The 17,216-nt window shown below is 71.4% G+C and carries 15 protein-coding genes; 4 read left to right on the top strand and 11 right to left on the bottom strand.

The features are described from left to right. Positions 1 to 2: 2 nt before the first annotated feature. Positions 3 to 923, bottom strand: a complete 921-nt coding sequence (locus LXT23_RS43420) for a DUF2381 family protein (RefSeq protein WP_253986389.1) — start codon at positions 921 to 923, stop codon at positions 3 to 5. Positions 924 to 990: 67 nt separating this feature from the next. Here LXT23_RS43420 and LXT23_RS43415 point away from each other — a divergent pair, with 67 nt between their 5' ends. Next, positions 991 to 1,782 carry a hypothetical protein gene (locus LXT23_RS43415; RefSeq protein ID WP_253986388.1) on the top strand — a complete coding sequence of 264 codons (792 nt, stop codon included), beginning with the start codon at positions 991 to 993 and terminating at the stop codon, positions 1,780 to 1,782. A gap of 155 nt (positions 1,783 to 1,937) precedes the next feature. Here the strand turns inward: LXT23_RS43415 and LXT23_RS43410 are convergent, their stop codons facing one another. The 4 genes from LXT23_RS43410 to LXT23_RS43390 all read right to left on the bottom strand — a co-directional run bounded on the left by LXT23_RS43410 (position 1,938) and on the right by LXT23_RS43390 (position 6,494). Continuing rightward, on the bottom strand, positions 1,938 to 2,510 hold the full coding sequence (locus LXT23_RS43410) for an imm11 family protein (RefSeq protein ID WP_253986387.1): 573 nt from the start codon (positions 2,508 to 2,510) through the stop codon (positions 1,938 to 1,940). Between the two features lie 20 nt (positions 2,511 to 2,530). Continuing rightward, entirely contained in the window at positions 2,531 to 3,820 is a 1,290-nt protein-coding gene (locus LXT23_RS50535) for an AHH domain-containing protein (protein ID WP_323379150.1), read from the bottom strand. Positions 3,821 to 3,981: 161 nt separating this feature from the next. Next, a complete protein-coding gene (locus LXT23_RS50255; RefSeq protein WP_323379149.1) occupies positions 3,982 to 5,013 on the bottom strand; it encodes a nucleotidyltransferase family protein in 1,032 nt (343 codons plus the stop codon). Further along, entirely contained in the window at positions 5,010 to 6,494 is a 1,485-nt protein-coding gene (locus LXT23_RS43390) for an MraY family glycosyltransferase (protein WP_253986386.1), read from the bottom strand. The genes LXT23_RS50255 and LXT23_RS43390 overlap by 4 nt, the downstream gene beginning before the upstream one ends. 207 nt (positions 6,495 to 6,701) lie before the next feature. Here LXT23_RS43390 and LXT23_RS43385 point away from each other — a divergent pair, with 207 nt between their 5' ends. Beyond that, the gene (locus tag LXT23_RS43385; RefSeq protein WP_253986385.1) at positions 6,702 to 7,838 is read left to right on the top strand and encodes an acyltransferase family protein; all 1,137 of its coding nucleotides are present in this window, start codon (positions 6,702 to 6,704) and stop codon (positions 7,836 to 7,838) included. Here LXT23_RS43385 and LXT23_RS43380 read toward each other — a convergent pair. After that, the gene (locus tag LXT23_RS43380; protein ID WP_253986384.1) at positions 7,792 to 9,633 is read right to left on the bottom strand and encodes an LTA synthase family protein; all 1,842 of its coding nucleotides are present in this window, start codon (positions 9,631 to 9,633) and stop codon (positions 7,792 to 7,794) included. The genes LXT23_RS43385 and LXT23_RS43380 overlap by 47 nt on opposite strands. Positions 9,634 to 9,830: 197 nt before the next feature. Continuing rightward, positions 9,831 to 10,781: an FkbM family methyltransferase gene (locus tag LXT23_RS43375; RefSeq protein WP_253986383.1), complete on the bottom strand. Its 951-nt coding sequence runs from the start codon at positions 10,779 to 10,781 to the stop codon at positions 9,831 to 9,833. A 126-nt stretch (positions 10,782 to 10,907) separates the two neighbouring features. Between LXT23_RS43375 and LXT23_RS43370 the strand changes: the two genes are divergently transcribed. Further along, complete coding sequence (locus LXT23_RS43370; RefSeq protein WP_253986382.1) at positions 10,908 to 12,044, top strand: acyltransferase family protein; 1,137 nt, start codon at positions 10,908 to 10,910, stop codon at positions 12,042 to 12,044. Between the two features lie 4 nt (positions 12,045 to 12,048). Here the strand turns inward: LXT23_RS43370 and LXT23_RS43365 are convergent, their stop codons facing one another. After that, positions 12,049 to 13,074 carry an ROK family protein gene (locus LXT23_RS43365; RefSeq protein WP_253986381.1) on the bottom strand — a complete coding sequence of 342 codons (1,026 nt, stop codon included), beginning with the start codon at positions 13,072 to 13,074 and terminating at the stop codon, positions 12,049 to 12,051. A gap of 240 nt (positions 13,075 to 13,314) precedes the next feature. Here LXT23_RS43365 and LXT23_RS43360 point away from each other — a divergent pair, with 240 nt between their 5' ends. Further along, positions 13,315 to 13,854 carry a DUF2780 domain-containing protein gene (locus tag LXT23_RS43360; RefSeq protein ID WP_253986380.1) on the top strand — a complete coding sequence of 180 codons (540 nt, stop codon included), beginning with the start codon at positions 13,315 to 13,317 and terminating at the stop codon, positions 13,852 to 13,854. Here LXT23_RS43360 and LXT23_RS43355 read toward each other — a convergent pair. Genes LXT23_RS43355 through LXT23_RS43345 form a run of 3 tightly spaced genes read right to left on the bottom strand, consistent with a single transcriptional unit; the run spans position 13,851 to position 17,208 of the window. Next, complete coding sequence (locus LXT23_RS43355; RefSeq protein ID WP_253986379.1) at positions 13,851 to 14,765, bottom strand: glycosyltransferase family 2 protein; 915 nt, start codon at positions 14,763 to 14,765, stop codon at positions 13,851 to 13,853. The two genes, LXT23_RS43360 and LXT23_RS43355, sit on opposite strands and share 4 nt — an antisense overlap. An 8-nt stretch (positions 14,766 to 14,773) precedes the next feature. Beyond that, positions 14,774 to 15,724, bottom strand: a complete 951-nt coding sequence (locus LXT23_RS43350) for a glycosyltransferase family 2 protein (RefSeq protein ID WP_253986378.1) — start codon at positions 15,722 to 15,724, stop codon at positions 14,774 to 14,776. Further along, positions 15,721 to 17,208 carry an oligosaccharide flippase family protein gene (locus LXT23_RS43345; protein WP_253986377.1) on the bottom strand — a complete coding sequence of 496 codons (1,488 nt, stop codon included), beginning with the start codon at positions 17,206 to 17,208 and terminating at the stop codon, positions 15,721 to 15,723. The genes LXT23_RS43350 and LXT23_RS43345 overlap by 4 nt, the downstream gene beginning before the upstream one ends. Between the last annotated feature and the right edge of the window lie 8 nt (positions 17,209 to 17,216).

The raw sequence follows: 17,216 nt of genomic DNA, 5'->3' as shown, positions 1-17,216 counted from the left end.
GACTACAGTTCCAGTCGTTCCCAGCGAATGCCACGGCGACCGCTGACGTCCATCAGCTCCAGCGACACCGCCGCGGCCTGCTCCCCCTCCGGTTCCTCCCAGCGCACCGCCAGGCGGGCCGTCTCGCCCGGCGCCAGCTGCCCTCCGAAGACATGCACCGGCAGTTCGCGTGCCGCTCCCAGCGCCCGGCCCTCCGGGTCCAGCCGCACCAGCCGGGCCCGGCCGGCCACCCACGGCCCGTGGCCGGGAGGGTTGCTCAGCTCCACGCCCAGGACCTTGAGGGGTCCGGAGTTCAGAAGAATGAGCGGCATCCCGGGACGACTGGTCAGCCCATCACTCACGGCCCTCTTCCCTTCCAGCATCCGGACCGTGATGTCCTGGAGCAGGTCCAGTTCCCCCGACAGGTACGCTCCGACCAGCCCGCTCGCCGCGCACTGCCTTCTCAGCGCGGCCAGCCCGGCCTCCGCCGCGGCGCAGCGTCCCCGCAGCGAAGTCAGCTCCGCGAGCAGCCACTCCGCGGGCCGCGGCTTGCGCAGCACCTCTACCTGTGTGTCCACCACGTCCGGGTGGGAGACGAGCGTGAAGGCCACCTGCTCCGGCGCATGGCCGTCCTTGAAGCGCACGGTGAGCCCCACCGTCGCCTCCTTCAGTTCCGCCCGTGGCTTGAGCACCAGGGAGCGCTCATTCACCTCCATCCGCTCGAGCAGCGGCTGGAGCGCCGTGGTGTCCGTGGACTCGGGCGCCAGCGAGGAGTCGAACAGCACCAGCGTCACCGTCCCCGGTGCCAGCCGGAGCACCTGGATGTCCTGGAGCGCGTCTCCCGCGAGGCGGACCTCCCGCCGCGCCTCCACGCGCTTCGCCTCCACCTCCGGGGCCGCCGTCCCCATGAGTACCACCAACACCACCGAGATGGGTAGGCACATTTGCTGACAACCTCCAGCATTGGAAACTACCAGAGAGAGGTGACATGGTGGACCTCATGAGGAGGACATGATGGGTTGGCCTCGGTGGTTCCAGAAGCGCCTGAAACAGCGGGCTTCGCCCCGCCCGGTAGAGGAAGATCCGCTCGCGGAGCTGCGAGAGATGCTGTTCGCGGATGAGTCGCTCGAGAGCGCGGCCCGCTTCGCCGCCAGCCGGGGCGAGCTGACCGGCAAGAACGCCGCATGGGGGTTCTTCGCCCGCGCGGCGGACAGGCTCCGCGAGCACCACCGCGAAGGGGCCATCCGCGAGCTCCAGGAGATGCTCGTCCAGCACGGCGACGACTCGCGCTTCCGCCTGCTGGCGTGGCACTGCCTGCGCTGGCTCGGACAGCATCCCGACCGCCAGGAGTCGGCTCGCATCCTGGGCATCATCATCGAGTGCGAGCAGTGGCAAAGGCCTGACATCCTCGCGGTCTACGCCGATGGCACCGCGCGCCTCCTGTGCCCGCGCCGGGGGTTCTTTGGTTTCGAGGAGCCCTCCTCGGAGGTGAAGGAGGTTGCCCAATGGTTCGTCCAGACAGGACAGGCGCTCGTGGCCACCCAGCCTCCCCTCCAGGGTCCACGGCCCGCGCCTCCGTCCGGCGCGGAATTCCGGGTCTCCGTGCTCACGCCCGCCGGGCCGCGCATCCAACAAGGCACGTGGGACGCCCTGAGGAGCGAGGCCAGGACGGCTCCCATCCTCCAGGCCGCGGTGGCGGTGCGGCTCCGGCTGGGCGCGGAGGCGGACGGCCTGGACGAGGCCCCGGAGAAAGCCGGGCCGGGTCCTTCGCCCCCGCCCACGTACGGCACGCCGCGCCACTGAAGTCCCCGCGACGCCGGCGCGGGTGCGTCCGGCTCGGCGCTGCCCGTCTCTCCCGTGGCGGCCACGCGCGGAGCGCGGGCCGAAGTACTGCGCGGGACAGGGCCGCGCGGCGGGCATGGGTGGCAGCCCGCCGTGCCTGTGAGAAATGAGGAGGGCTACACCTCGACGAACTTCATGCCGGTGGCCCCGGTGCGCTCCAGAGCCTCCTTGATGTCCTCGGAGACCACGAGGACGATGGTCCAGCCCCACGGGCGGAAGACCTTGGCGTCTCCTACGAGCGACTTGTCGATGCGCATGCCGACGACGCTTCGATACTCACCAGCACGCTCGGGCTGGTCGTTCTCGTCTTCAGGTAACCGCCGCACCACATATTCCGAAGCCTTGTCATCGATGCACTTCACGATGCGAGTAACGTTGATGACGGCATACGGCTCAAGCTGGCCCTCGACCTGGATGGGGTAGGTCTGGATGTCTCTGGGAGCGAGTGCTTGGAGCACGGATGCCACGCGAGCGTGCACGACCGGAATCGCGCCTGCATCCGCGCATGAGTAATCGAGCGCCTTGCCAGGCCGATAAAGCCCGACCCGAAGTGGCTCCGTCACGGACGACGCTGGCTCCCCCACCGTGAAGAGCCAGCTACCAGCCTCCTGCCCTTGACCATCAACGGGAGTGTCCAGATACCAGCGCCCCGGGATGTAGAGGTTCTCAGCCAGGTCGAAGTACCGCATGGGCTCCGCCTCCAACATTCTCACTGCTCAGTAAGGAACCGTCGCAGCCGATTGCCGGGGGTAGTGAGTTCCCGAGCAATGCTGCGGAGCTCTTGAATCAGAACCTGCCGGCAACTTGCTTCAGATTTGCATCTGAGCGTGGCATCTCTCACTCGTTGATAGATTGCCTGATGGTATGCCTCGGGATGAGGTCCCTCGTGGCCTCGGATGCGCACCTGGTTCGCCGGGTCGTTCTTCAGCGACATGCCCGCCTTGTCGAAGATTTTCTCGAACTGGGGCGTCCACGGCCCGCCCTCTTTGGTGGAGACGGGGTTCTTGTCCGTGCAGATGTGATGCACGGTTCCATCCGGGTCCCCCTGGATGACACCCGAGCTCGCCGCCACCATGGCCACCGCGTTGGGCGCCAGCGTGATGGCGACGCCGCCCTCCACCACCGCCACCGCGCTCACCTGCTCGATGGCCCGCAGATTCACCCCGAGCTGTGACGCGCTCAGCGCCGCTGCTTCAGCGAAGCCCGGCAACAGCGGCAGTCGCGAGGCCAGCCACGTGGCCCCTCCCACCGTGCCCTTCCCCACCACCAGCGCCACCGCCAGCACGAAGATGCGCGCTCCCTTCTCCCCCACCACCCGCCCGAAGCGCGCACCCGCCTCCTCCAACTCCTGGAACGTGGTGGCCCGGTCCGCAGCGCCCTTCAGCTCGCGGCACGCCCTCACAATCGCCAGGAACGCGTCCACGCCCACATAGGCCATCACCAACACCGCCACCGTCGCCGCAGCCTTGGTGAAGACCGGCTCCGGGTTGGCCGCCAGCATCACCCACGTCACCAGCGCCGACACCACCACCGCCTTGAAGAACGTCGGGTGGAGCGTGTCCTCCACCGCGTCCGCGATGCTCTCGTGCATCGGCTCCAGCGACAGGCCCAGCGACAGCTGCAGCCTGTCCGTAGCACCCAGCCCCAGCCCGTCCTCCAGCAACGACAGACAGTCGCTCGGCCCCTCATGCGCGTGGCACCAGCGGCCATAGTCCCTGCGCAGCGCGCTGCGCAGCGCCCCGTCCATGACGCTGCCGTGGGTCGACGCACGCACCAGCCACCCGGCCTCAGCGGGCCGCAGCGACAGGGGCACTTCCAGTGCCAGCCGGCCCAGGGCCGCCTCGAAGGCGTCCTCGCTCACCTCCACGGACCGGTCCGAGGTGGGCGGCACGTACTCCCACGGAGTTCCCTGCCCCGTCTCCAGGCGCACCACCCGCGCGCTGGCGCAGCCGACCAGCAGCGGCATCAGCACAAGGCCCCACCACAATCGCGTCGGCACATCCATCTCCAGGACTTTCAGAAACGCGAGGCGACCTGGAGACTACGTCCGACGGCTTCCTCGACGTGTGACCAGGCGCGAGAGCACTGGCTGTTTCATCAGCGTCCCATCCCCCCAGCCTTCGGGCTGAGGACGTACGCCGCTTCCTCGCCCGAGGCCCGCTACCCCCGCCGCGCCCGCGCCGCGTTGCCCACCCGGCGCAGCGCATAGCGAGCCATGGCTCCGGCCCGTGGCGCCAGCAGCAGCTTCGCCGCCATCCACGCCGGCTTGTTGCGCGCCAGCTCCGCGCCCAGCAGCCGCGCGTCGGAGAAGAACCGCCTCGCCAGCACCCGCTGCCACCGGGGCGGCGCCAGCGCGGCCAGCACCTCCGCCGGCACCGGCGCATCCAGCAGCCGCCGCGCGGCTTCCCAGCCGTACCAGACCAGGTGCGGAAAGGCCGTGCCCCGCGCGCCCTCCACCACCCTGCCCCAGTCCAGCCCCTGCCCCGCCAGCAGCTTCAGGTCGAAGACCCACGCCAGCCGCTGCAGCAGGTGGTTGCTCGCGTGCAACGACAGGTACACCGCCTCATCCTCCGGCCGCAGCCACCGCACCGGCCGGCCGTCCACCTCGCCCTCCACCGCCCGCGCCAGCAGCGCATCCCCCTCCAGCGTCTCACCCCATCCCGCCAGCGCGCGGTAGTGCAGCTCCACCAGCCCCGCGGGCCCCACCAGCTCCAGGTGGTGCGAGTCCTCGTCGCCGTGCCGCGCCCCGTCCCCCGCGCGAATCGACAGGCCCAGCCCGGTGAGCGCCCGCACCGCGGAGTCCACGTCGCCGCGCGCCACCAGCAGGTCCACGTCCGTGGTGGCCCGCTGCAAGGGGTCCGGGTACAGCCGCCGCGCCAGCCCATAGCCCTTGAGCAGCACCGGCACCTGCCCCACCGCGGCCAGCGCCTCCAGGCTCCGCACGAGCAGCGCCTTCACCCGCATCGCCCGGGCCGCGCCCGCCAGCGACTCGCGGCGCAGCGACGCACGCGCCTCTACGGGCAGCTCCCAGCCCGCCTGCGCCACCGCGTGGTCCACGAAGCCCGCGAGCCCGTGGCGCACGGCCGCGCGCACCAGCCCTTCCGCCTCCGCACCCACGGGGGCCGCACGCGCCGGTGCCTCGGGCCAGGCGCGCAGCAGCGCCCCCAGGGCGCGTGCGTCCAGCGCCGTCACCGCCGCAGCGCGACGACGCGCCCGGGCACCGCCTCCGCCCGCGCCTGCAGCCTCGCGGCGCTCTCCGCCACCGCGTCCGCCACCACCTCCAGCGCCAGTTCCTCGTCGCGGTTGATGGCCGCGCGCCCGTCACGCCACACCAGCAGCAGCGCGCCCAGCACCGCGTCGTCGTCCTTCACGTCGATGCGGACCTCCAGGGGCACCGCCGTGCCCGCCGGCCGCTGCGTCTCGAAGACGATGCCGTCGGTGAGCCCGTCCCGCTCGCTCTGCAGGCGCAGCTCCTGCCGCGACAAGTCCAGCGCCTCGGCCAGCGGCCGCACCGCGCTCCACACGTCCTGCAGGGACGACGCCGTGCGCACCGAGCGCGTCACGTCCTTCACCAGCGAGCGCAGCCGGATGTTGCGCTGGCGCACCTGCTGCACGTCCGCCGCGCGCCGCAGGTCCAGGTAGCCCAGCTTGCGCATCATCACGATGATGACCACGCCCATGCCACACAGCAGCATGGCGCTCTGCGCGCTGTTGGCGAAGTTCAGCCCCAGCGCCGTCAGGGTGAAGAGGCCACACAGCCCGTACAGCACCAGCACCGTGGCGCGGTGGCTGAGCACCATGCGGCTCATCACCCGGTGGTGGATGTGCTCCTTGTCCGCGCTGAACATCGGCCGGCCCAGCATCGAGCGCCGCACCATGGCCAGCAGCGTGTCCATGATGGGCAGCCCCAGCGCCATCACCGGCACCAGCATGGCCACCGTCGTCCCGCTCTTCGTGCTCGTCTTGATGGCCACCGCCGCCAGCACGAAGCCCAGGAACATGCTCCCCGTGTCCCCCATGAAGATGGAGGCCGGGTTGAAGTTGAACACCAGGAACCCGAGGATGGCGCCCGCCAGCGCCGCCATCAGCAGGCACAGCAGCACGTCCCCACGCGACAGCGCGAGGATGAAGTTGGTGCCCACGCCGAAGAAGGCCACGCCGCCCGCCAGCCCATCCAGCCCGTCGATGAGGTTGAGCGCGTTGACCACGCCCACCATCCACAGCACGGTGAAGGGCAGGCTCAGCGCCCCCAGCGACAGCTCCGGACCGAACGGATTGGCGATGACGTCGATGCGGAAGCCCATCGCGTACAGCCCCAGCGCCACCGCGAGCTGCACGGCGAACTTCAGCCGCGCGCCCGAGCCCTTCAAGTCGTCATACAGCCCCAGCGCGGCAATCACCGCCCCGCCGATGAACAGGCCCGCCACCAGGTCCTTGTGCGAGCGGAAGTTGTAGCCAACCCCCGAGTCCACCAGGAACAGCGCGCACAGCGGCGCGAAGAAGCCACCGACGATGCCAATCCCTCCCAACCGCGGGATGGGACGCACATGCACCTTGCGGCTGGAATTGGCCTGGTCCAACCACCCCCACGCCACCGCCCGGTTGCGCACGACCAACGTGAGCACCAGGGACACCATGAGGGAGACGAGGAACGCGACGAAGAAGGTGATCATTCAGTTTGGGCCGGGCGCCACTGTGACGGCCCCTGGCTCGGCGCGTCAATGCGCGTGTGTGGGCAATGCATGGAGGACCCCGTGCCCGCCTCTTCAGCCACCAACCGTGCGGAATCCTGGAGTTTCACGGCAATCTTAGAAGCTGCTAGAGGAAGTCGAGCGGTCGCCTCCCTGGCGGGTATTGACCCCCTGGAGGGGCGGAAGACAATGAGCGGCCCGCTCCCCCAAATGCCCGTGCCCACCTCTCCGACGTTGCAGGCGTGCCTCGAGGGCCGCCGCAACAACCTCGACTTCCTGCGCTTCGCTGCCGCCTCGGGAGTCATCATCAGCCACGCTTTTCCACTCAGTCTGGGCAAGGGCACGGCGGAGCCGCTGGACGCGCTCACCCGGGAGCAGCTGTCGCTGGGCCGGCTGTGCGTGGCGGTGTTCCTGGTCATCAGCGGCGTGCTCATCACCCGCAGCTGGGAGCGCACGCCGGACCTGGCGCGCTTCACCTGGGCGCGCGCGCTGCGCATCTTCCCGGGGCTGGGGGCCATGCTGCTGCTGTCCGCCCTGGTGCTGGGCCCCGCCTTCACGCGGCTGCCGCTGGCGGACTATCTCGCATCGCCGGACACGTATCTGTACCTGTTGCGCAACTTCACCCTGAACTGGCCCCAGTGGGATTTGCCCGGCGTCTTCGAGTCCAATGCCTTTCCGCGCGCCGTCAACGGCTCGCTGTGGACGCTGAAGTACGAGGTGGGCTTCTACCTGCTGACGCTGGCGCTGGGCCTGGTGGGCCAGCTGCGCAAGCCCGTGGTCGTCTTCGGCTGGGTGGGCGCCGCGGTGGCGTCGCTCGTCACCGGGCGGCTGGGCTTCTGGCCGGAGCTGTACCTGTACTTCGGCGGTGGCGTGGCGCTGTACCTGTGGCGGGACAAGGTGCGGATGAGCCCGTGGCTGGCGCTGGCGTGCGCGGCGGCGTGGCTCGTCATGGCCCGGCTGGGCTACAGCCGCATCGGCACCGGCCTGTTCGGCGCGTATGTCGTGCTGTACCTCGCCTTCCTGCCGGCGGGGGCGCTCGCGAGCTTCGGCCGCTGGGGTGACTTCTCGTTCGGCATCTACGTCTATGCCTTCCCCGTGCAGCAGGCCGTCGCGGCGCTGCTGGGCGGGCCCACGGAGTGGTGGGTGAACGCGGCGCTGTCCTTCCCGGTGGTGGTGGCGCTGTCCGCGCTGTCCTGGCACCTGGTGGAGAAACCCGCGCTGCGACTCAAGGACGCGCCGCCCGCGCCGCTGCGGAGGCTGTCCTCCGTCGGCGTGCGCGTCACGGCCCTCCGGCCAGCCGGTGCCCGGGCGCCGGAGTCACGCTGAAGTTCTCCCCCGCCAGCCGGTCATAGGTGAGCAGGCGGTAGCGGCGCAGCCAGTCGGCGGAGGAGCCGGGCACGGGCGCCACGGCCTCGCGCTCCGCCGGGGGCAGGTACTCCCCGGTGGCGGTCCGCACCAGGTCGTTGCGCACCACGGGCACCTCCCGGGACAGCTCCGTGAGGAAGGAGAAGAAGCCCCGGGGCCGCATCCCCGCGGCCTCCAGGATGCGCGGGGTGAGCATGCCCATGCTCAGGTGCACGTCCCGCTTCTCCATGGGGAAGTTGGACCAGAGGACGACGGGCACCTCGGCCATCCGCTCGCGCTGGGCGTCCGTCCACGGCTCGGTGAGGAAGCCCGCCTCGCGGTACACGGCGTAGTTGGGCCCCAGCATGGGGAGGTGGTCTCCGAAGAGCACCAGCAGCGTGCGCCGCGGCCTCGCCTCCAGCCGCCGCACCAGCCGCTCCAGGGCCTGGTCCATCCGCCGCAGCTTGTGCACGTAGTTCGTCAGGATGTGCCGGCTGTCGGGTGACAGCGTCGTCCCGAGCACCTCGACCTCTTCCGAGCCCGTGCGCGCGAGGTTGTAGGGCCCGTGCGTGGACATGGTGACGGCCATGACGAACTGGGGCCGCTGCTCGTCCGACAGCTCCTGGAGGATGTGGTCCACCACCTCCTCGTCCGACACCCACGGCCCCTCCAGCCGGGCCGAGGGGAAGTCGGTGAGCGACTGGAACTCGTCGAAGCCCAGCAGCGGGTACACGACGTCGCGGCTCCAGTACCAGGCGTGGAACGGATGGATGGCCACCGTGTGGTAGCCGGCGTCGCGGAACAGCGAGGGCAGCGCCTCCACGGGGCGCAGCAGGTAGTGCTGGTAGGGGAACGAGCCATCCGGCGCGAAGGAGGCGGACATGCCGGTGAGCAGCTCGAACTCCGCGTTGGCCGTGCCCCCGCCGAAGGCCGGGCTGATGAGGTGCCCGGAGCTGTGGGCGGCGGCGAGCCGGTGCACGAAGGGGATGGGGTCCGCGCTGAGCGGCACGCCCAGCCGCGTCGGGTCCCAGAGCGACTCGGCCATGTAGATGACGACGTCCACCGGCTCTTCGGAGCCGCGCAGGGGCGCGCCCGCCCCGACGTCATGGGTCCCCAGCGCCGAGAGGACCTGTGCCTGCGAGTACTCACCGCCGGGCTCCAGCCGGAGCCCCTCCCAGTTCCAGAGCATCATCAACGGCAGCCCGTTGACCTGGTAGTTGGAGCGCTGGTCCCACACCTGATGACTGACACCGACCCGCGCGAAGAGCCGGCGCAGGGGCAGGTGCTGCTGGAAGGAGATGCACAGCAGGTAGACGAGCGCCGCGGCGGCGAGCCTCCAGCGCCACACCCGACGCAGCGGATGGCGGGGCCGCGCGCGCACCACGGCGCGAACGAGCACGCCGCAGGCGACCAGGAGGAGCAATGCGAGCACGGCTGCGATGATGGAGCCGGCGCCCGGCAGGAGCGTGGGGGCCAGCGAGGTGACCTGCCGCCACTCCAGGAAGTCCCACGGCAGCAGGGGCCGGCCGATGAGCTGCAGCTTGCGGATGTGGAGGGTGGAGGTGAAGAGCAGGCCCGCGGCCATCAGCGCCAGGGACACGCCCAGCCGGTTGGTGGCCGCCCACAGCAGGCCCGCGGCGGCGCTGATGACGCCCACGTTGAGCAGCATCGACCAGCGGTTGCGCTCGAGGATTCCGGCAAGGCCCGCCGGAGAGCAGGCGGCGATGGCGAGCTCGGCCGCGACGACGAGTCCCGCGGAGGCCAGGACCAGCAGCACACAGGGCCACGGGCTGGGGTGAAGTCCCTGGAGCGGCTGGGCTTCGCGAGTCAGTGTACGACGTCCCACCTGCGAGCTTCTCCAGTCATTCGGTCACGGACAGGACCCTCACAGGTCTATTCCATGAACTGAAACGAAAGTGCAACGCCGGACCGCTCCATCGCCTGACTGCTGCGCGAGCAGGGCGCGGCCCGTCGTCAGCCTCGCAGGCACTTCCAGCCGCTGACGGACAGCCGCAAGCGGGCACGCGTGGCATCCCGGGTGGCCAGGTAGCTCGTCGGCTCCCACATGCCCTCGGGCAGCGCCTGGCGGGCATCCGCCAGCCCGGGGCCGGTGAACTCCTTCCTCAGCTGGAACAGGGTGTAGCCCCGCTCCTCCACGCGCCGCATGGCGGGCGTCGGGTACGCACCGTGGTCCTCGAAGACGATGTCGCGGATGCCCTGCTCGCTCGTGAGCAGCCGGTCCGCTCCCGCGAAGACCGAGGCCTCGTTGCCCTCGGTGTCTATCTTGACGACGGCGGGCGCTGGAGCGTCGGAGAAGTGGGCGTCCAGCGTGGTGAGCTGGATGCGGATGCGCTCCCTCGCGTCCGCCACGGCGTCCGTGGCGACGAAGGACAGGCCGTTGTTGCTCTCGAAGCCGGCGGGCACGACGAGCTGTCCCTCGGCCACCCTGTCGGCGACGGCCGCGCGGACGGGCGTGACGGTGCCCAGGTCCGGCACGTCCCTCCAGCGCGCGATGTTCTCCTGCAGCCGGGTGAAGAGCAGCGGGTGGGGCTCGAAGGAGACGACGCGGCCGTGGCGGCCGACCCGCCGGGCCATCAGGCTGGTCATGTAGCCCAGGTTGGCCCCCACGTCCGCCACGTGCTCGCCAGGGTCGATGAGGCGGTGGAGCGTCTCGGTGACGACGAGGTCGTAGATGCCCAGGTGCAGCACGGACAGCCCGATGTTCTCCCGGGGGTGGACCCGCAGCTTCAGGCCCCAGGGCAGCAGCAGCTCGCGCTCGGCGGTCCCATTGAGCCAGCGCGGCCGGCTCAGCCGCTTCAGCAGCTGTGCTGGCCGGAAGAAGTACTCAGGCTTGTTGAGGCGCTGGGCGAGCCGACGAAGCATGGCCGGAGTATAGACGTGCCCGGCGTAGCGCCTGGGCGGCATGTCCCTTCCGCCCAGCGGACGGCCGCCTCCCTGGCCGCTGTTGACTGCGCGGCGCCGTGAAAGACAATGCCCGCCCCTGACGCCTGCCTGCCGACCCATGCCATCCCCATCCCGGCGAAGACTTCCATGAGCGAGGGCGTCACCACCGCTCACACCCCGGCGGCACGGCTGGACGGCCTGGACGTGCTGCGGGCCCTGGCCATCCTCGCGGTGCTCTTCTTCCATGCGCCGGCGGTCATCCGCGACGCCGTGGGCCCTGGCCTGCGCTTCGCCTTCGCCCACGGGTGGATGGGGGTGGACCTGTTCTTCGTGCTCTCCGGCTACCTCATCGGCCGGCAGGTGTTCGGTCCGCTGGCGGAGCCGGACCTCGGCTCGCGGCTGCGGGCCTTCTGGGTGAAGCGGTGGGTGCGCACGCTGCCGCTCTACTTCGTGGTGCTGGCCTTCTACGCGCTCAAGCCGTGGACCTTCGGCACGCCCTTCGTGGGCGGAGGCTGGCACTACGCGCTCTTCCTCCAGAACTTCCTGGACGCGCGCGACTTCGAGCAGAGCTGGTCGCTGTGCGTGGAGGAGCACTTCTACCTGGTGCTGCCGCTGCTGGCCTTCGGGCTCCGGGGCCGCCACTGGCCCGCGCTCGCGTGGCTGCTGCCGGTGGGGGTGAGCCTGGTGGCCCGCTGGCTCGTGTGGCGGCAGCTGCCCACGGACATGCCGCCGCACGAGCTGCCGGCCCTGCTCAGCTGGCCCACGCACCTGCACCTGGACGGGCTGGCCATGGGCGTGTTCCTGGCGAAGACGGCCCCCGTGTGGCGCCAGTGGAGCGCGGCGCGGCGCGCGGGGTGCGGCGCGCTGGGTGTGGCGGTGCTGGCCGTCGCCATCGGCCGGGCGGGCCCGCTGCTGCTGGACGGGGTGGGCGTCTGGGTGTTCTCCGCGCTGGCCGCGGGCTTCGCGCTGGTGCTGGTGGGCGTGGAGTCCCTGAAGCTGCCGGCCGCGCCGCGGTGGGGCATCCAGCAGGTGGCGATGCTCTCCTACGGCGCCTACCTGTGGCACGGGCCGGTGGTGCGGGTCTTCGAGCGCAAGCACCTGACGCTGGGCGCGTGGGGCCTGGACCTGCTGGCGTTCCTGGGCGCCACGCTGGCCGTCGCGTGGGTGACGTACGTGACGGTGGAGAAGCCCTTCCTGCGGCTGAGGGACAGGCTGCTGCCCCGGCCGGCTGCCCGCGAGGCGGCTGGAACGGACGCGCCCGCGCCCGTGGCCACGCCTCCGTAGCCCTTCACTTCATCGGTGGCTCGGCCAGCAGCGCCGCGCCGATGGCGCCGGACAGCTCGCCCAGCTCCGCGAGCAGCACCGGAGGCTGGCGCTCGGGGACGAAGATGTGCGGGGCCATGGCTTCGTGGATGCGGTCCGCGAACCCGGGCCCGAGCCGCGTGCCCAGCCCGCCTCCGAGAATCACGGCCTCCACGTCCAGCAGGTTGATGGCGGAGGCGAGGCCCGCGCCCAGCATCATCACCGCGCGGTCGATGAGCCGCGTGGCCAGCGCGTCCTCGTGCTCCAGGGCCTTGGCCCAGACACTGCTCGTCAGGCGGGGACGCCCCTTCTTGCGCATCAGCTCGAAGAGGAGGGTCTTCTCCCCCCGGCGCTCGGCCTTGCGCGCCCTGCGCTCCATGGAGGCACGGCCCGCGTAGGCCTCCATGCAGCCGCGCCGGCCGCAGCCGCAGCGCGCGCCGCCCGGCTTCACCACCACGTGGCCAATCTCGCCCGCCGCGCCGCGCCCGCGCCAGGGCGTGCCGTCCAGCACCAGCCCACCGCCCACGCCGGTGCCCCACCACACGCCCAGCACCGAGCGGTAGGGCCGGCCCGCGCCCAGCCGGTACTCCGCCGCCACCGCCACCTGCACGTCGTTGCCAATCACCACCCGGCCCTCGACCAGGTCTCCCAGGTCGCCCGCCACGGGGTACGGGTCCGACCAGCCCTTTCCCACGTTGCTGACGTGCGCCAGCGTGCCCCCGTTGGCATCCACCGAGCCGGGAGCGCCCACCCCCACGCCCGCGAGCTGCTGGGGCGTCAGGCCCGCCGCGCGCGCCGCCTCCCTCAGCGCGCCATACATCGCCTTCACGACGTCCCCCGGGCTGCCGTCTCCCGGCGTGGGGTGGCGCGTCTGTCCGAGCACGGTGCCGCTGGCGTCGATGATGACGGCCTCGATTTTCGTCCCGCCCAGGTCGATGCCTCCCCAGGCCCGCGACTTGTCGGGGGAAGGCTCCTTCGTCGCCTCGACCTCCACCGGGGTGGCCTCGTCCATCTCACGCCTCCGGGTTCTCGTGCCCTGCGCCCGTGCCTCCCCACGAAGATGCGCAGCGCCCCGAGTCCCGGACGGCAAGCGCCAGGAGGGCAGGGAGGCAACCATCCCCCTCAGCGCTTCCCGCAGCCGAGCGCTCACCTGTCCGTGGCGAACGCTTCATCTTCAGTCCGTGCGCGCCGGGCGCCGGGACCAGTAGAACGGGGCCTTCCAGGCGGACGCGGCACACGAAAGGAGCACGGGATGGACCTCATCGGACAGCTCTCACAGCAGCTCGGAGTGAATGGGACGCAGGCGCAGGGGGTGGCGGGCTCGCTGCTGAAGCTGGTGCAGGGCACGGTGAAGGAGAAGCTGGGCCCGGACGCCGCGGACCAGCTGGGCCGCGCGGTTCCGGAGATGGACACCTGGCAGCGCTCCTCCACCCCCGCGGCATCCACCCCCGGGCCCCAGGAAGGCGGGCTGATGGGCGCGCTGGGCGGGCTCATGGGCGGCCAGGAAGGCGGCGCGGGCGGCATGCTGAGCGCGCTCGGTGGAGCGGCGGCGCAGGCCGGCGAGGTGGCCGCCGTCGTCTCCCTGCTAGGACGCTTCAACATCGACGCGAGCAAGGCCACGCTGGTGGCTCCGCTGCTGCTCGACTTCCTCAAGTCCCGGCTGGACCCGGGCCTGGTGGGCAAGATTCTCGCGGTGGTGCCGATGCTGGCCGGCGCGGGAGGCGGAGGCCCCGGCAGCGGAGGCGGCGGCCTGGGAGGAATGCTGGGTGGGCTGATGGGCGGCGGCCGCTAGCGTCGCACCACGCGCTGGCGCACGGAGGTGGCCACCGCCCAGGGTGGGAAGCCCAGCAGGAAGCGCCAGCGCGGCGCGGCCAGGTGGAACCGCAGGCCGCGCCAGTAGAGGTCCAGCGCCAGGTCCCCCCGGCGCTCCGCCAGCAGCCAGAGCGTCACGTGGCGCAGGCCGTACAGGAGCATGTCCAGCCGCTCATGCCTGCGGGCGTCGCCACCCGGGTAGCGCCCCAGCCGCTCCTGCTCCAGCTGGTACAGCGTGCCCCGGTGGTGCGACTCCAGCGACGTGGACGTCGAGCCCGCGTGCTTGCGGTAGCCCAGCGTCACCGGGGCCCGCACCCACGCGAAGCCCGGCTCCGTGCCCAGCCGGTACAGCAGGTCATAGTCCTCGGCGCTCATGCGCAGCGGGGTGAAGCCGCCCACCCGCCGCAGCGCCTCCGTGCGCACCACCACCGCGCAGGCCGTGCGCGGTGTCCGGTCCGCCGCGCTCGCCAGGTAGTCCGCGAAGCGCAGCACCTGGAGCGGCGCGCGCGTCACCCCGGCCAGCTCCTCGGGGTGCGAGAAGTCCACCGGAGTGGCCATCACCACCGAGGCCCCGCCCTCGCGCAGCACGCGCCGGAACGTGGCCAGCGTCCAGGGGAACCACAGGTCGTCACTGTCCAGGAAGGCCACGTACTCGCCCCGGGCCTCCTGGATGCCCAGGTTGCGCGCCGCACCCGGGCCCGCGTTGCGCTGCTGGAACACTCGCACCCGCTCGCCGTGGCGCGCCAGCGTCTCCAGCGTGTCGTCCGAGGAGCCGTCGTCCACGACGAGCACCTCGTAGTCCGGCTCCTCCTGGGCGAACACCGAGGCGAGCGTCTGCTCCAGCAGCCGCGCCCGGTTGTACGTGGGGATGACGATGGAGAAGAACGGCATGCGCGGCCTCACACCCGGGCGCGCAGGCCCATCTCGGAGATGCGCAGGAAGGTGGACAGCTGGCGCCGGTACTCCGGCAGGCTCATCCGCCCGCGCAGCAGCGTCTGCGTCAGCACCGCCGAGTTGTACGGCAGCGTCCCCACCAGGATGGCCCGCAGCGCGGCCTCGTGCAGCCGGCCATGGTGCTTGCGGAAGTACGCCAGCCGCGTGCGCCACAGCTCCACGCGCACCTTGTCATGCCCCGTCGCGGACGGCCGGAACGAGCGGCTCGCCAGGTGCGTAATCACCGCCTCCGGGCAGAAGGCCACCTCCCAGCCGGCCTCCCACGCGCGCACGCACCAGTCCGTGTCCTCGGTGTTGCCCAGCGGGGACATCTGCTCGTCCAGCAGGCCCACCTGCGCCAGCGTCTCCTCGCGCACGACGATGCACGCGCCCAGCACCCAGCTCACCCGGGCCTCCTCGTGCCCGTACTGCGCCGGGTCTATCTCCAGCTGCTTGAGGAAGTGCAGCGGGCGCGGCAGGAACACCAGGTCGAACAGCTGCCCCGCCAGCGACATGGACCGGAAGGTGCAGTTCTGGATGGTGCCGTCCGCGTTCAGCAGCCGCGCGCCCGCCATGCCCACGCGGGGGTGCTCGTCCATGAAGCGCACCAGCGCGTCGAACGCTCCTTCGTGGACGATGGTGTCGTCGTTGAAGATGCAGATGTAGCGGGCCCGGGCCGCGCGCAGCACCTGGTTGTGGTTGGCGGAGAAGCCCTTGCGCTCGGTGTTGAAGAGCCAGCGCACCTGCGGGAAGTCGCGCCGCATCGCCTCGACGCCGCGGCCGTCGGTGGCGTTGTCGACAATCCACACCTCGAAGGAGATGTCGCGCGTCGTCGCGTACAGCGTCCGCAGGCAGTCGTGCAGCAGCTCCGGGTTGCTGTGGTTGACGATGGAGATGACCAGGTCGGGCTTCTTCATCGAGCGCCTCGCGTCCTCACGAATCCAACGATGTCCCGCAGCTCGCCCACGAGCGACAGCGCTCCGGGCAGCTTCTCGCGCACCAGCACCAGCCCGGCGAACACCCCCGCCCCCACCAGGGCCCGCACCAGCGCACCATCCACCAGTTGCAGCGCCGCCACACACGCGCCCGCCAGCAGCAGGCCCACCGTGATGAGCGGCTCCACCACCTGGGACACCAGCCCGCGCAGCGCCGGGTTGAGGCGCGCCACCAGCCACGCCGTCACCCACAGCTCGCCCAGCCCCACCAGCACGCCCACCGGGCCGATGCCCACCAGGCCGAAGCGGTGGATGGCCCAGGTGCCCACGCCCCACTTCGCCACGCCCACGCCCACGACGACGGCCAGCCGCTCCCACGGACGTCCGCCCGCGTTCTGCGCGGTGGCCAGCAGGCCGGTGAGCGTGGTGAGCACGCACTCCAGGCTGAACCACTGCACCAGCATCACCGCCGGGGCCCAGCGCTCGCCGAAGAACAGCGGCACCACCACCGGCAGCACCAGCACCACCGCGGGGATGGCCACGAGAAGCACCGCGGACAGCCGCCGCAGCGACGTGCGCAGGTACTCCGCGAAGCCCGCCGGGTCCTCCTGCAGCCGGCAGTAGGCCGGGAAGGCCACGCGGTTGAGCACCACGCTGAGCATCATCGGCGTGGAGGCCAGCGCCCAGGCCCAGTTCACCAGGCCCACCGCCTCCTTGCCCAGGATGTGCCCCACCACCAGCGGCACCCAGCCCGCCACCACCGCCGCCACCAGGGGCGGGAGCTGGAACGCCAGCCCGAAGCCCAGCAGCCGCTTGAGGACGTCCAGCTGGAAGGAGCCCTGGGGCCGCCACGGCGACGCCCACCAGATGCACACCAGCCCCACCACGCCGCGCACCAGGCCGCCCAGGGCCAGGGACCACGCGCCGAAGCCCAGCGCCGCCAGGCCGATGGTGGTGACCACCTGCGCGACGTTCTCCACCAGCTCCGCGCGGGCGATGATGGGGAAGGCCAGCTTGCGCTCCAGCGCCATCAGCGGAATCACCCGCAGCGACGACAGGAACAGCCCCAGCGCCAGGGCCCACACCATGGGTACGGCGCCGGCGCCCAGCGCGTAGCCCTCCGTGAGCTGGGGCGCCAGCGCGCAGACGGCGGCCACGACGAGGGCGGTGAGCGCCTGGTGGCACCAGAAGATGGTGAAGGTCTCGTTCCGGGTGGGCTCGTGCGGCTGGCGCACCAGCGCGGCGCTCAGGCCCAGGTCGCCCAGGAACACGCCCAGCGACGCCGCATAGGACACGATGCCGAACAGGCCGTAGTCCGAGGGAAAGAGGAGGCGGGACAGGAACAGCGCGCTCACCACCCGCAGGCCCTGCGAGGCCACGGTGCGCGCGGCCAGCACGAACATGCCCTTCAGGGCCCGTGCCTTGACTTCGCCTGTGCTGACTTCCGGTGCCGCGGTCGCGTTCATGAGTCCTG

The sequence above is a fragment of the Pyxidicoccus xibeiensis genome (assembly GCF_024198175.1).
Lineage (GTDB): Bacteria > Myxococcota > Myxococcia > Myxococcales > Myxococcaceae > Myxococcus > Myxococcus xibeiensis.
The sequence above is the reverse complement of the archived record's forward strand: the minus strand, read 5'-3'. Positions and strand labels throughout refer to the sequence as shown.

Coding starts and splice junctions, on each gene's coding strand:
- LXT23_RS43345 (WP_253986377.1), bottom strand. CDS start 17,208: ATGAACGCGACCGCGGCACCGGAAGTCAGCACAGGCGAAGTCAAGGCA.
- LXT23_RS43350 (WP_253986378.1), bottom strand. CDS start 15,724: ATGAAGAAGCCCGACCTGGTCATCTCCATCGTCAACCACAGCAACCCG.
- LXT23_RS43365 (WP_253986381.1), bottom strand. CDS start 13,074: ATGGACGAGGCCACCCCGGTGGAGGTCGAGGCGACGAAGGAGCCTTCC.
- LXT23_RS43385 (WP_253986385.1), top strand. CDS start 6,702: ATGAGCGGCCCGCTCCCCCAAATGCCCGTGCCCACCTCTCCGACGTTG.
- LXT23_RS43355 (WP_253986379.1), bottom strand. CDS start 14,765: ATGCCGTTCTTCTCCATCGTCATCCCCACGTACAACCGGGCGCGGCTG.
- LXT23_RS43370 (WP_253986382.1), top strand. CDS start 10,908: ATGAGCGAGGGCGTCACCACCGCTCACACCCCGGCGGCACGGCTGGAC.
- LXT23_RS43390 (WP_253986386.1), bottom strand. CDS start 6,494: ATGATCACCTTCTTCGTCGCGTTCCTCGTCTCCCTCATGGTGTCCCTG.
- LXT23_RS43415 (WP_253986388.1), top strand. CDS start 991: ATGATGGGTTGGCCTCGGTGGTTCCAGAAGCGCCTGAAACAGCGGGCT.
- LXT23_RS43420 (WP_253986389.1), bottom strand. CDS start 923: ATGTGCCTACCCATCTCGGTGGTGTTGGTGGTACTCATGGGGACGGCG.
- LXT23_RS43410 (WP_253986387.1), bottom strand. CDS start 2,510: ATGCGGTACTTCGACCTGGCTGAGAACCTCTACATCCCGGGGCGCTGG.
- LXT23_RS43360 (WP_253986380.1), top strand. CDS start 13,315: ATGGACCTCATCGGACAGCTCTCACAGCAGCTCGGAGTGAATGGGACG.
- LXT23_RS43375 (WP_253986383.1), bottom strand. CDS start 10,781: ATGCCGCCCAGGCGCTACGCCGGGCACGTCTATACTCCGGCCATGCTT.